General features: G+C 70.1%; 11 protein-coding genes. 4 read left to right on the top strand and 7 right to left on the bottom strand.

Annotated features, from left to right (window positions below; all coding sequences use genetic code 11):
• Positions 1-36 precede the first annotated feature (36 nt).
• From VNW53_RS15210 to VNW53_RS15220, 3 genes are read left to right on the top strand one after another with little or no spacing between them, the layout of a single operon-like run.
• A complete protein-coding gene (locus VNW53_RS15210) occupies positions 37-504 on the top strand; it encodes a (2Fe-2S)-binding protein (RefSeq protein WP_325556610.1) in 468 nt (155 codons plus the stop codon).
• Positions 504-1,496: a xanthine dehydrogenase family protein subunit M gene (locus tag VNW53_RS15215; protein ID WP_325556611.1), complete on the top strand. Its 993-nt coding sequence runs from the start codon at positions 504-506 to the stop codon at positions 1,494-1,496. The genes VNW53_RS15210 and VNW53_RS15215 overlap by 1 nt, the downstream gene beginning before the upstream one ends.
• A gap of 2 nt (positions 1,497-1,498) precedes the next feature.
• Positions 1,499-3,772, top strand: coding sequence for a xanthine dehydrogenase family protein molybdopterin-binding subunit (locus VNW53_RS15220; protein ID WP_325556612.1), 2,274 nt, complete (start codon positions 1,499-1,501; stop codon positions 3,770-3,772).
• On the opposite strand, the gene VNW53_RS15225 is transcribed toward VNW53_RS15220, so the two are convergent.
• The 7 genes from VNW53_RS15225 to VNW53_RS15255 form a co-directional block, all read right to left on the bottom strand.
• Positions 3,769-5,298 (bottom strand): nucleotide sugar dehydrogenase, encoded by a 1,530-nt coding sequence (locus tag VNW53_RS15225; RefSeq protein ID WP_325556625.1) that lies wholly within the window; start codon positions 5,296-5,298, stop codon positions 3,769-3,771. The two genes, VNW53_RS15220 and VNW53_RS15225, sit on opposite strands and share 4 nt — an antisense overlap.
• Before the next feature lie 40 nt (positions 5,299-5,338).
• On the bottom strand, positions 5,339-6,109 hold the full coding sequence (locus VNW53_RS15230; RefSeq protein ID WP_325556613.1) for a class I SAM-dependent methyltransferase: 771 nt from the start codon (positions 6,107-6,109) through the stop codon (positions 5,339-5,341).
• A 312-nt stretch (positions 6,110-6,421) separates the two neighbouring features.
• The gene (gene dgcA, locus VNW53_RS15235; RefSeq protein ID WP_325556614.1) at positions 6,422-7,402 is read right to left on the bottom strand and encodes an N-acetyl-D-Glu racemase DgcA; all 981 of its coding nucleotides are present in this window, start codon (positions 7,400-7,402) and stop codon (positions 6,422-6,424) included.
• Positions 7,403-7,404: 2 nt separating this feature from the next.
• Positions 7,405-9,999, bottom strand: coding sequence for a polar localization protein TipN (locus tag VNW53_RS15240; protein ID WP_325556616.1), 2,595 nt, complete (start codon positions 9,997-9,999; stop codon positions 7,405-7,407).
• A gap of 150 nt (positions 10,000-10,149) precedes the next feature.
• Positions 10,150-10,380: a hypothetical protein gene (locus VNW53_RS15245; RefSeq protein WP_325556618.1), complete on the bottom strand. Its 231-nt coding sequence runs from the start codon at positions 10,378-10,380 to the stop codon at positions 10,150-10,152.
• A gap of 95 nt (positions 10,381-10,475) precedes the next feature.
• A complete protein-coding gene (locus tag VNW53_RS15250; RefSeq protein ID WP_325556620.1) occupies positions 10,476-11,336 on the bottom strand; it encodes a polysaccharide deacetylase family protein in 861 nt (286 codons plus the stop codon).
• A 52-nt stretch (positions 11,337-11,388) separates the two neighbouring features.
• Positions 11,389-11,979: a DedA family protein gene (locus VNW53_RS15255; protein WP_325556621.1), complete on the bottom strand. Its 591-nt coding sequence runs from the start codon at positions 11,977-11,979 to the stop codon at positions 11,389-11,391.
• Between the two features lie 420 nt (positions 11,980-12,399).
• Between VNW53_RS15255 and VNW53_RS15260 the strand changes: the two genes are divergently transcribed.
• Positions 12,400-13,975, top strand: a 1,576-nt coding sequence (locus tag VNW53_RS15260) for a hypothetical protein (protein ID WP_325556622.1), incomplete at its 3' end; no start/stop codon positions are given.

Genomic DNA, 13,975 nt, shown 5'->3' on the forward strand with positions numbered 1-13,975 from the left:
GAGCCGCGCCATGCGCCACCGGAAGGCAGCCCGCACATGGACATCACCCTTTCCGTCAACGGGCGTGACCACCGCCTGTCGCTGGACCCGCGCACCACCCTGCTCGACGCCCTGCGCGAGCGCCTGGACCTCACCGGGTCCAAGAAGGGCTGCGACCACGGCCAGTGCGGCGCCTGCACCGTGCATCTCGACGGCCGTCGCGTCCTCGCCTGCCTGACCCTCGCCGCGTCCGTGCAGGGCCGTCAGGTGACCACCATCGAGGGCCTGGCCCGCGACGGCGGCCTGCACCCGATGCAGGCCGCCTTCATTGAGCACGACGCCTTCCAATGCGGCTACTGCACGCCCGGCCAGATCATGTCCGCCGTGGCCTGCGTCCAGGAAGGCCACGCCCGCACCGATGCGGCGATCGGCGAATATATGAGCGGCAACCTCTGCCGCTGCGCCGCCTACCCCAAGATCGTCGCCGCCGTGCGCGACGCCGCGGCCAGGATGGAGCGCGCCTGATGCGCCCGTTCCGCTACGAGCACGCCGCCGACCGCGCCCAAGCCCTGACCTTCGCGGGGGCGGCCGACAGCCAGTACCTGGCGGGCGGCACCACCCTGATCGACCTGATGAAGCTCGACGTCATACGGCCGGGCACGCTCGTCGACATCAACGCCCTGGCCCGCGAGCACGGCGAGATCGCCGTCGAGGGCGACCACCTGCGCCTGGGCGCCCTCGTCCGCATGGCCGACGCCGCCGAGCATCCCGCCGTGCGCCGCGATTTCCCGGTGATCGCCCAGTCGCTGGAACTCGCCGCCAGCCCGCAGATCCGCAACATGGCCAGCCTTGGCGGCAATGTCCTGCAGCGAACCCGCTGCACCTACTTCCGCGACACGAGCTGGGCCGCCTGCAACAAGCGCAATCCGGGATCCGGCTGCGCCGCCCTCGCCGGCGTCAACCGCAAGCTCGCCGTGCTGGGCGTCAGCGACCGCTGCATAGCCAACTACCCCGGCGACTTCGCCGTCGCCCTGGCCGCGCTCGGCGCCACCGTCGACGTCGAGGGGCCCGCGGGCCGGCGCGTGATCGCCTTCGAGGACCTGCACCGTCTGCCGGGCGATACCCCGCACATCGAGACCAGCCTCAAGCCGGGCGAGTTGATCACCGGCTTCAGCATCCCGTCGGGACCCTGGACGCGCCGCTCCCTGTTCCTGAAGATCCGCGACCGCCAGTCGTACGAGTTCGCGCTCGCCTCCGCCGCGGTCGCCCTCGACCTCGAGGGCGGGACCGTGCGCGCCGCCCGCATCGGCCTGGGCGGCGTCGCCGCCAAGCCCTGGCGCGCCCACGACGCGGAGGCGGGCCTTCAGGGCCGCCGGCTCGACGAGGCCGCGGCGCGGTCCGCCGCCGAGGCGGCCTTCGCCGGCGCCCGCGCCCACGGCCAGAACGCCTTCCGCATCGAGCTCGGCAAACGCACCGTGGTCCGCGCCCTGCTCGAGGCCGGCCGGTTGGAGGCCTGAACATGGCCGACGACAGCGGAAACCTGCGTGGCCATCGCATCGGCCAGCCCGCGACCCGCATCGAGGGCGCGCTGAAGGTCACGGGCCAGGCTCGTTTCGCATCGGACGAGGCGCCGACCAATCCCGCCTACGCCTGCCTGGTCACCAGCGCCGTCGCTCGCGGCCGGGTGCGCGGCATGAGCCTCGACGCCGCCCGCGCCGTGCCGGGCGTCCTCGATATCCTGACGCACGCCAGCGTGGGCTCGGAGGTCAAGCCGCCGCTCGGGCCCGACGGAGGTGCGACCACCACCACCATGGAGAGCGACCGCATCTGGCACGACGGCCAGATCATCGGCCTGGTCGTCGCCGACAGCTACGAGGCGGCGCGCGAGGCAGCCTTCCGCGTAGCTGTCGACTACGAAACCGAAGCCCCGAGCGCCACCTTCGACAGCCCCGGCGCAGAGACCGAACCGAAGAGTTCCGCGGAGGCGCCGCCGCCGGCCAAGGGCGACGCCGCAGCCGCCTTCGCCGGGGCGCCGGTGACGGTCGACGCGCGCTATTCGACCCCGACCCAGCACCACAACCCCATGGAGCTCTACACGACGACCTGCGTCTGGGACGGACCCAAGCTCACCATCTACGAACCGACCCAGTCGATGTACGGCCTGAAGGCCGCCGTGGCCCGACAGCTCGGCCTGGACCTCGCCAATGTGCGGACGGTCTCGCGCTACGTCGGAGGCGGGTTCGGCGCGCGCGGGACGGCCAGCTCGCGCACGGCCTGGATCGCGGTCGCCGCCCGGCGCCTGAAACGGCCGGTCAAGCTGGTCGCCGGCCGCGACCAGGGCTTCACCATCGTCACCTACCGCGCGGAGACCCGCCACCATATCCAGCTCGCCGCCGACCGCCGCGGCAAGCTGGTCTCGGTCAGCCATGAGGGCTGGGAGATCACCTCGCGGCCCTCGAAGTACAGCGTCTCCGGCACGGCCACGACCGCGCGGATGTATGCGAGCCCCAACATCGCCACGAAGGTCAACATCGTCCACGCCGACCGCAACACCCCGGGGTTCATGCGCGCTCCGCCGGACACGCCCTACATGTTCGCGCTCGAATGCGGCATGGACGAGCTGGCCTACGCCCTCGACATGGATCCAGTCGAGCTTCGGCGGATCAACGACACCCAGACCGACCCCGTCGACGGCCTCCCGTTCTCCAGCCGCTCGCTGATGAAGTGCTTCGACCAGGCCGCGGCGAAGTTCGGCTGGGCGCGACGCAGCCCCAAGCCCGGCTCGATGCGCGACGGCGACTGGCTGGTCGGCTACGGCTGCGCGACCTCCTGCTATCCCTCCAACATCGGCCCGGCCGCGGCGCGCCTGTCGCTGACGCCGCAGGGCAAAGCCACCATCCAGATGGCCGGCCATGAGATCGGCACCGGCGCCTACACGGTGGTGGCCATCACCGTCGCCGACCGCCTCGGCCTGAGACTGGGGGACGTCACGGTCCAAATGGGCGATTCCGACCTGCCGCCCGTCCCGGGCGCGGGCGGCTCCAACAACGCAGCCTCAACCACCAACGCCGCCGCCAAAGCCTGCGAGGAGGTTCGAAGCCGCCTCGCCCTGGCCGCGGTGCGCGCCAACGCCGGGCCCTTTGCCGGCGCCGACCCCGCCCAACTCAGGCTGCAGGCCGGCGCCCTCGTGGGACCCGGCGGCAAGTCGGAGCCGCTGCCCACGGCCCTCGCCCGCGTCGCGGGCGGCGCCCTGGAGGTCTATGTGGAAAACGTGCCCGAAGGCCTGCCGCCGGACGCCGCCGCCGGCCTCTATCAAGGCAAGATGGCCATGTCCCGCGGCGCCGGGCGCAAGGACGTCACCGCCTTCGCCTTCGGCGCCCATTTCATCGAAGTGCGCATCCATCAGCGCACCCGGGAGATCCGCACGCCGCGCGTCGTCTCGGCCTTCGCCGCCGGGACCGTCGTCAACCCGCTGGCCGCCTACAGCCAGTTCATGGGCGGCGCCATCTGGGGCGTCTCCTCGGCGCTGCACGAGGCCACCGAGATCGACGCGGCCGCGGCCCGCTATGTGAACACCAACTTCGCCGACTACCTGGTGCCGGTGAACGCCGACATCGGCCAGCTCGACGTGATCTTCGTCCCGGAGGAGGACAGCCGGGTGAACCCGCTGGGGATCAAGGGCATCGGCGAGATCGGCATCGTCGGCATGAACGCCGCAGTCGCCAACGCCGTCTTCCACGCGACCGGCAAGCGCGTCCGAGACCTGCCGATCCGCATCGAGGACCTGCTTTAGAGCCTCAGGTCCGCGGCGTCCCTGGGCAGGATGCTCTTCACGTCGAACAGCACCGCCTTGGGCGCGCCGAAGGCCCGGATGGCCTCGGAGCCCAGCTCGACGAACTGCCGGTGCGCCACGGCCAGGACGATGGCGTCGTAGGCGCCCGCCGCGGGCTCCGAGATCAGGTCGAGGCCGTATTCGTGGCGCGCCTCGCCGGCGTCGATCCAGGGGTCCCAGACGTCGATCTTCGCCCCGGCTAACCCCAGTTCCTGGACGATGTCGATGACCCGGGTGTTGCGCAGGTCCGTGCAGTTCTCCTTGAACGCCAGGCCCATCATCAGCACCCGCGCGCCCTTCACCGCCGTTCCCCGTCGGGCCATCTCGCCCATCAACTGGCGCGCCACATAGGGGCCCATGCCGTCGTTGATCCGCCGCCCGGCGAGGATCACCTCGGGGTGGTAACCCAGGGCCTCGGCCTTGTGGGTCAGGTAATAGGGGTCGACCCCGATGCAGTGGCCGCCGACCAGGCCAGGGCGGAAGTTCAGGAAGTTCCACTTGGTCCCCGCAGCCGCCAGGACCTCCGAGGTGTCCACGCCAAGCCTCTGGAAGATCAGGGCGAATTCATTGATCAGGGCGATGTTCAGGTCGCGCTGGGTGTTCTCGATCACCTTGGCGGCCTCGGCGACCCGGATGGAGCTGGCGCGATGCGTCCCCGCCGTGACCACCGACGAATAGAGCGCGTCCACGAAGTCCGCGGCCTGCGGCGTCGAGCCGGCGGTGACCTTGACGATATTGGCCAGGCGGTGGGTCGGATCGCCGGGGTTCGCCCGCTCGGGGCTGTAGCCGGCGAAGAAGTCGCGGTTGAAGGCGAGGCCCGAGACCTCGGCCACCACCGGCACGCAGTCCTCCTCGGTGGCGCCCGGATAAACGGTGGATTCGTAGATCACCAGCCCGCCCTTGCCGATCGCGGCGCCCACCGTGCGGCTGGCGGCCATCAGGGCCGAGAGGTCCGGCCGCTTCGCCGCGTCGATGGGCGTCGGCACGGTGACGATGAAGACGTTGCAGCCCGCGAGGTCGGCCGGGTCCGAACTCAGCTTGAGCCCTGTGGCTGCGACCAGCTCGGCGGCCGAGACCTCCAGCGTGCGGTCCTCGCCCGCCGCCAGCTCGGAGATGCGCTCGGCCTTGACGTCGAAGCCCACCACCTCGTGCTCGGCAGAGAACGCCACCGCCAGCGGCAGACCCACATAGCCCAACCCGATCACCGCGATCTTCGCGGGCGTCCGGGTGAAGGGATTGGTCAGCATAGGGATCTCGCGGCGTGCTCGGGTGGGCCGGTCACTAGCACGGTTTCCGCCCAGGGCGATGGCCGCCCCGTCGACCGCAATCGCGGCTGCGGCGCTTCCGCGTCCGCGGCCCGGCTGCGCCACGACGTCCTTCTGGAGCGCATTGCCGGCCATCGCCTGGCCGCGGAACCGGGTGTTCATCGCCCAGCCGATCACCGGCACGTCGCTCATAGCGCTGTTGACCGCCATGTCGGCGATCATCCGCGCCAAGGCCGGCGCGCCTTTGGCTTTCGCGCCCTAACTAGGAGACGGTCGCGTATTTTCCGGTCTTGTAGTAACCAGGTCGACGGCGATTTACTTTCTCAATAATGACAATGGAATCAAATACAGTAATTGCGCCTATTTCTTCACAATTCGCGAATATTTGCTTGCGGCCGTGATGCCAGCCATGTTGATCGTCAATCAGCGTCTTGATCATCTCGATTGCAGTACCCGCGCGTTTATACCCCCCCTCCATCCAGGTGTAATACGCCGTGTGAATATCCTCAATCATGTACAGACCACCCGCCTTCAGCAGGGGCCAAAGCGTCTCAAACGAGACGCGCTGGTGGGTCGCGATATGCGATCCGTCATCCAGTATGAGATCAGGCGCACCCATTTCGGTCACGACTCTGCGAAGAAAATCTGGGTCAGCTTGAGAACCTATCCGAACCTGACTCGGCGGATCCGCGACTGTGGCGCACTGAGGGTTCAGGTCGATGCCGAAGATCGTGGCTTCGCTCCCGAAATAGCTGCGCCACATCTCCATGGAGCCGCCATGGGCGACGCCGATTTCCAGCATGGTCACCGGCTTCCCTCGGAAGGGCGCCAAGACGCGGTCATATACCGGCAAATAGTGAATCCACTTAAGGGCCATACGGCCTTGATTGGAAAAGAATATCTCCTCCATTGGGCCTGGATTAACTGATCTATGCTCAACAACGTCTCTGTCATTCAATGCCAAATCTCGGTGATCAACGCGAGATCGCGTAGACAGTAGCTTGTCCGCAATCTTGGCAACAAGATTCTTCATCACCCATCCCCATCGAACAGGAGCCTAAGCTCCAAGGTCCGTTACCGCCAAGGTGTCAAAAACGAGCCGCGAGGATAGGACATCTCTTCTCAGGAAACGGCCGACCGCGTCTAGTGATCTGATAGAGGTCTATTGGGGCAAATTGTCCACCGGAAAGCGTCGCCGTCGAGGCCAAGCACCTCACGGCCCAATCTTGACCCGATTGTCGGGCCCCGCTGGATGCGATCGTGCGGAGCCAAGCGCGGCGGGCGCGTTTGCGGTCGATTTCGTCCACGGTGCCTCCGCGAAGGCCGTGAAACGCCTGGGGCCGCCCTAGCCCCAGAGATCGGGCGAAGGGGCTTCGAGGATCGAGCCCTGGATCGAGAGGCCCGGCTCGCGGTCGCGGGTGAGCAACAGCGGCCCGTCCAGGTCCACGACCTCCGCGCCCTGGGCGACGATCATCGCCGGCGCCATGGCCAGCGAGGTGGCCACCATGCAGCCGACCATCAGGCCGAGGCCCGCGGCCCGGGCGTCGGCGGCCAGGGCGAGCGCCTCGGTCAGGCCGCCGGCCTTGTCGAGCTTGATGTTGATCAGGCTGTAGATTCGCGCGCAGGCGGCAAGTTCGGCGCGGGTGTGCAGACTCTCGTCGGCGCAGAGCGGAACCGGGCTCGCATAGCCTTCCAGGGCGCCGTCCTGGCCGGCCGGCAGCGGCTGCTCGACGAGCATCACCCCCAGCCGGGCCAGGTCCGGCGCCAGGCGGCGCAGTTCCTCGAAGGTGAGCGCCTCGTTGGCGTCGACGATCAGGCGCGCGCGGGGCGCGGCTGCGCGCACGGCGGCCACCGCGTCCAGGTCGTCCCGCGCCCCGATCTTGAGCTTCAGCATCGGACGGCGGGCGTTGGCGCGGGCGGCCTCCGCCATGGCGTCGACCGGGCCCAGGCTGATCGTGAAACAGGTCTTCACCGGGTCCAGCCGGTCGCGGCCGGCCAGGGTCCAGGCGCGCACCCCGGCCTGCTTGGCCGCCAGGTCCCAGAGCGCGCAGTCGAGCGCATTGCGCGCCGCGCCGGCCGGCAGGATCGCCTGCAGGCCCGCGCGGCCCGCGCCGGCCTCGATCCGCCCGCGGGCGTCCTCGATCTGCGCGAGCACGCCCCCGACCGTCTCGCCATAGCGGGGGTAAGGCACCGCCTCGCCGCGGCCGCGATGCGGCCCGGCGGTAATCTCGGCGACCACCACCTCGGCCTCGGTCTTCACGCCGCGGGAGATGACGAAGGGCTGCGCCAGGGCCCAGCGCTCGGCCCGGGCGGTCAGCGCCGGCACGCCTAGACCAGGTCTCCCGCCGCCGCGTCGAGGAGCAGGTAGAGGCGCCCCGCGTCGTCGCCCAGCAGGGAGGCCATCAGGAAACCCTCCGGATCGCGCACCACCGCGTCGTCGACCAGGGTCTGGTAGCGCCGGACATAGACCTGGACCTGCCGTTTCAGCCCGTCGTCGGTGACCAGGCGCCGCGAGATGCGCCGCGTGGCGGCCGGCGCCAGGCGCTTGACCACCTCGCGCGCGCCGTCCAGGTCGCCGGTCTGGACGGCCGCGGCGATCTCGTCGATCCGCGCCTTGGGCAGCAGCCGCGCGGGCTCGACGCCCATCTGCGCCAGCTCATCGCCCAGGATGTCCTGCAGCCGCTCGCCATCGGCGTCGGCGCCGTCGATCGAGGCCAGCAGGTCCTTCCAGGTCCAGGCCTCGCCCTCGTGCGCCGGCTCGCCGGAGTCCGCCGCCAGGCCGCCGGCCGCCTCGAAGACCGCGGAGAACTCCTCGTCGGTGGCGGTGGGGGTGAGCTTCAGCTTCAGGCGCGGCCGCAGGCCGGGGTCCTCGACAGGCTCAACCGGTCCGCCGGCGCGCGCGGCCGCCGGCTCCATCAGGGCCTCGAGTTCGAGGTCCAGTTCGTCGGCGTCGTCGGCCGGGCCGGGCAGCGGCGGCGCGGCCAGAGCCGGGGCCGACGCAGGCCCGCTCTCGGCCTTGGCGACCGCGCGGGGCCGGGCGGCGCGGGGCGCAGGCGGCGGCGCGAGCGGAGCCGGCGGCAGGGACGCCGAGACGCCCATCAGGCGCACGGCCTCGCTCAGCATCTCGAAGTTGCGCCGCGCGCGCTCCTGGAAGCCGGCGTCGATGGCCTGGGCCTCCTCGGCGGTGCGCCGCGCCTGGGCGGTGAGAGCTTCCAGGCCCTCGGTGACGGACGCCCGCACCAGGTCGATCTGGTCCTGGGCGCTGGCCGGAAGGCTGGCCGCGCGCCGGTCGACGTCGGCCATCATCTCCTGCAGGGCGGTCAGCGAGGCGCGGGCGGCGGCCGCGCCCTCCTCCAGGCGCTTGGCGGTGGCCGCGCCGGCCTGGTCGACCATTTCCGACGACTGCTCCACCAAAGCGCGGGCCTCGGTGAGCCGGGCCTCGAACACCTGGTTGGCCTTCTGGCCCGCGGTGAAGGCGGCTTCGGAAAGCTGGTCGACCTGCTCGCGGGCGGCGGCCGCGTGGCTGGCGGCGGCCGCGCGGGTCTCCTCGGCGGCGGCGGCCAGGGCCTCGATGGCGGCGCGGGTCTGGGCCTCCAGTTGGGCGCGCTGCTCGGCGGCGGCCTCGGAGACGGTCTCCAGGGAGTGCAGGGTCGATTGGCCGAACTCCTCGCGCTCGGCCTTGGCGGTCTCGGCCAGGTCGCGGAACTGCCCGGCGGCGTCGGCCATCAGGGCGCGCAGGCTCTCCCCGCCCTTCAGGGCCTGGGCGCTCAACTCCTGCGAGGAGGTCCGCGCGTGCTCGATGAATTCGGACAGCTTGGCGGCGTGGGCCTCGGCCTGGTCGGCGAAGCCGGCGTGATCGGCCTTCAGGCCCTGGCTGAGCGTGATCAGCGCCGTGCGCTGCTCGGTCAGGCCGCCCTCGACGGCGCGCACCTGCTCGGCCACGCCGGCGCTGGCCGTCTCCAGCCGGGCGATGTGGCGGGTGAGGTCCTCGCCGGCGGTGCGGGCCGCGCCGCTCGCCTCCCCGGCCGCGGCGGCCAGGTCGGCGGCGCGGGCGGCCAGGGCGGCCTCGGCCTCGCGAAGCTGCGTCTCGGCCAGCTCGGTGGCCTCGGCGACCATCTTGGCCTGCTGGCTGATGCTGTCCGTGACGCGGTTGGCCTGGGCGTCGAGGCTGTGCGCCAGCGCCCCCATCTCCGAGCGTTCGCGGCCCATGGTCCCGGTCAGCTCCTGGGTGGAGCGGATCGAGCCCTGGGTGGCCTCAAGCAGTTGTTCGGTCTCCATGGCCAGGGCGTCGCGCAGGGCCAGCAGGGTCTCGCGCGCCTCGTCGGCCGCCAGGCCCGCGCGGTGGATCTCGTCGCGCACCCCATGCGCCACGTCGGCGGCCCGGGCCGCGGCGACCACGGCCGGGCTCAGCATCTCCTCGGCCATGGCCTTGGACCGCCGCGCCTCGGCCCCTAGCTTCTGGCCCTGGCGGATCATGTAGGCGCAGGCGAATACGAACATCGCCGGCCCAACGGCCAGCATGCCGAACACCGCGAGCGCGAAGGTGTCGTTGCGGAACGGAGCGATCGAATTGCGATAGCCCACCGCAAACGCGATCGGCGCCAGCGCCCAGAGCACCGCCACGGCGAAGGCGATCAGATAGACCGGCCAGCCTGACGGCGGGCGGTAGGGATCTTCGGCCGCCTCGGGGTGGATGGCCTCGTCCTCGCGCCGCGCCACCGGCGTCTGCGCATCGGAGGCGGCCACCGGCGAGCGCCAGGCCGGCGGCTGCAGCGGCGCATAGGGTCCGGTCTCCGGCTCGAAGTGGGGCGGCGCGCCGCGCTCGGCATCGTCCTCGTCCCAGTCGCTCGACGTCTCGGCCGCAAGGCTCTCGCGCGGCGAAGCCCCGAAGTCCGCCGGCCGCGTCCGCTTTTTGATCCTCATAGGCCTCTTCCGTCGGTGCGGACGGACACCCCTGCGCCCCGATCATGGAAAACGCCGCCGCCGCCCGCGAAGGATTACCCGCGATGGGCGCCGACGCAAACAGGCCTGCGCGCCGCAGGCCGCGATCGAACGGAAAGTGACTTGGGGTCGTTAGGCCCTGACGGCCCGCGCAGGATGGTGCGGGTACGGGCAGGCGGTCAGCTTGACGCCCTTGTGGCGCAGGGCGGGCGGCGCCGAGGGCGTGCGCGCGATCACTCGCTCCACGGGCGCCGGCGCGGGCGGCTCAACCTGAGAGGGCTCCAGGGTGACGCCGAAATGCGAAAACGCCAGCGCGGACGAATGCACGACCACCGTGGCGACAATTTCGGTCAATGTCGTCATCGCCGATCCCCGGCTCCGAAGCGATTCCGTCGAGCGGTGTTATACGGCAAGCCGGGCCATGGCGCGACGGCGCGCGACGTGAATTTTGCGTAATGTTATCGGCCGCCAACTGCAGCGCCCTCGGCGCGGACGGAGCGGCCCCAGTGGGTCTGCGCATATTCGAATACCTGCCCCATGGGCGCGCACCAGACGTCCAGCGCCGCGATGTGGGCCAGGATGCGGTTGTGGGTCGCCACGCTGGCGTCGCCGTCGCTGCGCCATTGGGCGAGCACGTCGTGGAACACCAGGATCGCCCAGCCGCCCTGCGCCACCGTCTCGTTCAGATAGCGGATCGCCGGGCCGACCTTGTCGCCCTCGTAGGTCGGCTCGAAGGCGTGCAGGTGCAGCGGATCGGCGATCGCCTCCTCCGGCCGGTTCGGGCCGCCGGCGGTGGTGCGGGCGGCGATCACGCCGTCGCGCTCCAGCACTCGGCGATAGCGGGCGTAGCGGGCGTGCCGTCCCCCCTTGCCGATCCCGAGATAGCCGCAGGGGTAGGCGAAGGTCCGCTCCCGTTCGGCGCCGAAATGGCTGTCGAGATAGCCCTCCATCCGCGCGATCTCGGCGTCTTCGAAGCGCCCGGCGCTGTAGCCGGCCAGGGCGCAAGGGTGGGTCATGGTGTGGTTGGCGACCTCGTTGCCGTCCCGCGACAGGGCTTCCCAGTCGCCGAGCCGCCAATGGGCGTTGTCCCCGGTCAGAAAGAAGGTGGCCTTCAGGCCCAGCCGCTTGAGTTCCGGCACGGCGTTGTCGAGCTGGCTGTTCAGCCCGTCGTCATAGGTCAGGCTGACCGCGGCGCGCGCCCCGTTCGGCCAGGCGCGGTCCGGCTGGCTCCGCGCCCCGCCGGCCAGCGCTTCGCCGCCCAGGGCCAGCCCCGCGGCGGCGGCGAACAGCGAACGTCGGGAGAGGCGTGGATCGGCCATCACGCCCCCAGCGCTACGCTGGGTCGCGCCTCGCCGCAACGGACCTCGCGGCTTAGTTGTCCTCGGCGGCCGTCTGCGCGACCGCCTGGCGCCGGCGCAGCAGGTGGCGGACCGTCCCGAAGACCGCGACGAAGGCCACGATCGCGCCCGCGACGATCAGGGTCCAGCGGCCGGCGTGGTGGCCGTGGCCCAGCAGGTTGTGCACCGCCTCGCCGAAGATGAACCCGGCCAGGGTGAAGGCGGTGGCCCAGATCGCGGCGCCGGCGATGTTCAAGGCGGTGAAGCGCCAGGTCGGCACCTTGGAGACCCCGACGGCGATCGGGCTGGCGATCCGCAGGCCGAAGATGAAGCGGAAGGCCAGGATGTAGCTGATCGGGTACTTCTCGATGAAGGCGAGCGCCTTGGCGAAGGCGGCCTGGCGGGTCGCGCGGACCACCCAGCGGTGGGTCTTGAACCGCCGCCCGGCGACGAACAGCATGTGGTCGACCAGGCCCGAGCCGGCCGTGGCGCAGGCCAGCACCAGCCAGAGCGGCAGGATGTGCTGGCGCGCCAAAATGCCGCCGACGAGCAACGCCGTCTGCCCCTCGAACCCCGCGCCCAGGAAGATCCCGATCGGCCCATATTGTCGCAGGAACTCTTCCATCGCCTCGCCGGCTGCTCAGGGGAGGAGCGCTCATAGCACACGCCGGCGCCGGGTCAGCGGGGGATTAGGCGTCGCAACGCCGCCAGCTTGGCCATGAAACGTGGTATGGTTTGCGACGGAAAAAGCAGGATCGCGAACGTTGAATTAACTCCAACCGTTTAGGTTTTGTCGGGTGATCACGTGCCCACCAAAAGGGGACGGATCGCAGGTGGGCGTGTCTTCTCGTTGAGGGCTGACGTCGGGTTCAGAAGTGATCCGCGATCTCCATCGCGGACCACAATTTGGGCCAGGACGCGAGCAATCAACTCCAAACGATGGATTCGCGCCGCGAGTGGGCGTGGTGCGCCCCCTTGGGCTGCGCACCACGGCATTGCGTCAACTGCGGACGCCCGGGGGGGCGTCAACCGAAGAGGGTACTTAATGATTTCGCGTCGCAGCCTGTTGACTGGCCTGTCGCTGATTCCGCTTACGGGAGGCATCGTGGGTTGCGCGGCCCGCGCGAACCCGGCGACCGCAGCCGCAGGGGCCGCAGGCGCCGCCGCGCCGCCGCTCGGCGGCTCTATCCCGGTGGTCGGCCCCGGCGCGCGCTGGAACGGAACCGCCCTCTCCGGCGGGCCCCCGCCGATCGATCCCGTGCGGACGACCGCCAAGCCGGCCATCCACTGGCTCGTCCCCTCGGACCAGCGCCTGGTCTCCAACCTGACCATCGGCGTCGACGCCGACGCCAAGGGCGGCGTCAGGCAGGTGGATTTCTGGGTCGAGGGCCAGGTCCAGACCGTCACCGCGCCGTCGATCTACACCGACACCGACGCCAACGGCGCGACGCGCTCGCGCTACGGCTACTGGATCACCCTCAACGCCTCGGCCTTCAAGGCCGTCAGCACCACCGGCGAGGCTCGCCTCTACGCCACCGCCGTGCCGAACGACGCGACCATGCAGAGCCGCGTGATCGGCTATGACGCGGTCAGCGGACTGGACGGCAACTATCCGATGAGCGTCTTCCCGCGCACGGTCGCCAACGACTGGTCGAAGACCGTGCGGCTGGACGGCGGCGGCGACTACGCCAGCCTCGCGGCGGCGATCAACGCCGCCCGGTCCGCCGCGGCCGAAGCGCCGCTGATCACCATCGCCCAGACAGGCTTCTACGAAGTCACCAACAATCCGGGTTCGCCGATCAACTACGCGAACGGAAAGGGTTTCTGCACGGTCGCGGCGGCTTCGGGCGTAACGGCGACCCTAGGTCGCGCAGCCGCCTTCACCCCGAACAATCCCAACAGTTGGCCCTGGACGCCGGGCTGGGATGGAATCGAATTCCGTGGCGCGGGGATCGTATTCGATCAGCGCAACTGGAGCACGATCACCCAAATGGCGAAGCCCTGCTGGATGAACGGCTGCAAGTTCACCAACAGCATCGGCACGCGCGACAGCTTCTACTGGAACGGCGGCGGCCACCCCGGCTTCGGCCCCTCGACCCCAAGCTATTGGGATAGCGCCTCAGTGGAGTATGTCAGTCAAGGAAACAACGGCATGCAGGGCCAGCGCTATGCGCAAGGCAATATGAACCGCAGTTCGCTTGGCGACATCTACTCGGGAACGAACTATGTCGCTGGCAACTATGACCGTGACTGGACCGCCAATTTCTTGCTCAGTCCGATCAACTCGTTGCGCATCAGCTATGCTAATACCGGCGGCCACTCGACGGCGACGGTGACGAAGACAGGCGCGGATGTTCCGGGCGACACGCTCACCCTGAAGGTGGATGGCTCGGCGGTTCTAACTCTAACCCTCGGCACGAACGCCGCTGACACCTATCCGACGATCCAGTCCGTCGCGGACGCCATCAACGCCTTCGGCAACGGTTGGACCGCCGCCGTGCTGAATGGGCGCGGCCTGATGCGCCCATCGGCGCTAGGCGGCGAGAATGGCGGATCGAACCCCACCGACGCCAACGCCTTCAACACGACCCTGAACATCATCGCCTTCTTCGGCATTCACG

Source organism: Phenylobacterium sp. (genome assembly GCF_035569475.1).
GTDB lineage: Bacteria > Pseudomonadota > Alphaproteobacteria > Caulobacterales > Caulobacteraceae > Phenylobacterium.

Excerpts from the sequence above, each read along its gene's own strand:
- VNW53_RS15225 (WP_325556625.1), bottom strand. The coding sequence starts at position 5,298 with ATGATCGCCGACATGGCGGTCAACAGCGCTATGAGCGACGTGCCGGTG.
- VNW53_RS15245 (WP_325556618.1), bottom strand. The coding sequence starts at position 10,380 with ATGACGACATTGACCGAAATTGTCGCCACGGTGGTCGTGCATTCGTCC.
- VNW53_RS15255 (WP_325556621.1), bottom strand. The coding sequence starts at position 11,979 with ATGGAAGAGTTCCTGCGACAATATGGGCCGATCGGGATCTTCCTGGGC.
- VNW53_RS15230 (WP_325556613.1), bottom strand. The coding sequence starts at position 6,109 with ATGAAGAATCTTGTTGCCAAGATTGCGGACAAGCTACTGTCTACGCGA.
- VNW53_RS15250 (WP_325556620.1), bottom strand. The coding sequence starts at position 11,336 with ATGGCCGATCCACGCCTCTCCCGACGTTCGCTGTTCGCCGCCGCCGCG.
- VNW53_RS15210 (WP_325556610.1), top strand. The coding sequence starts at position 37 with ATGGACATCACCCTTTCCGTCAACGGGCGTGACCACCGCCTGTCGCTG.
- VNW53_RS15215 (WP_325556611.1), top strand. The coding sequence starts at position 504 with ATGCGCCCGTTCCGCTACGAGCACGCCGCCGACCGCGCCCAAGCCCTG.
- VNW53_RS15240 (WP_325556616.1), bottom strand. The coding sequence starts at position 9,999 with ATGAGGATCAAAAAGCGGACGCGGCCGGCGGACTTCGGGGCTTCGCCG.
- VNW53_RS15220 (WP_325556612.1), top strand. The coding sequence starts at position 1,499 with ATGGCCGACGACAGCGGAAACCTGCGTGGCCATCGCATCGGCCAGCCC.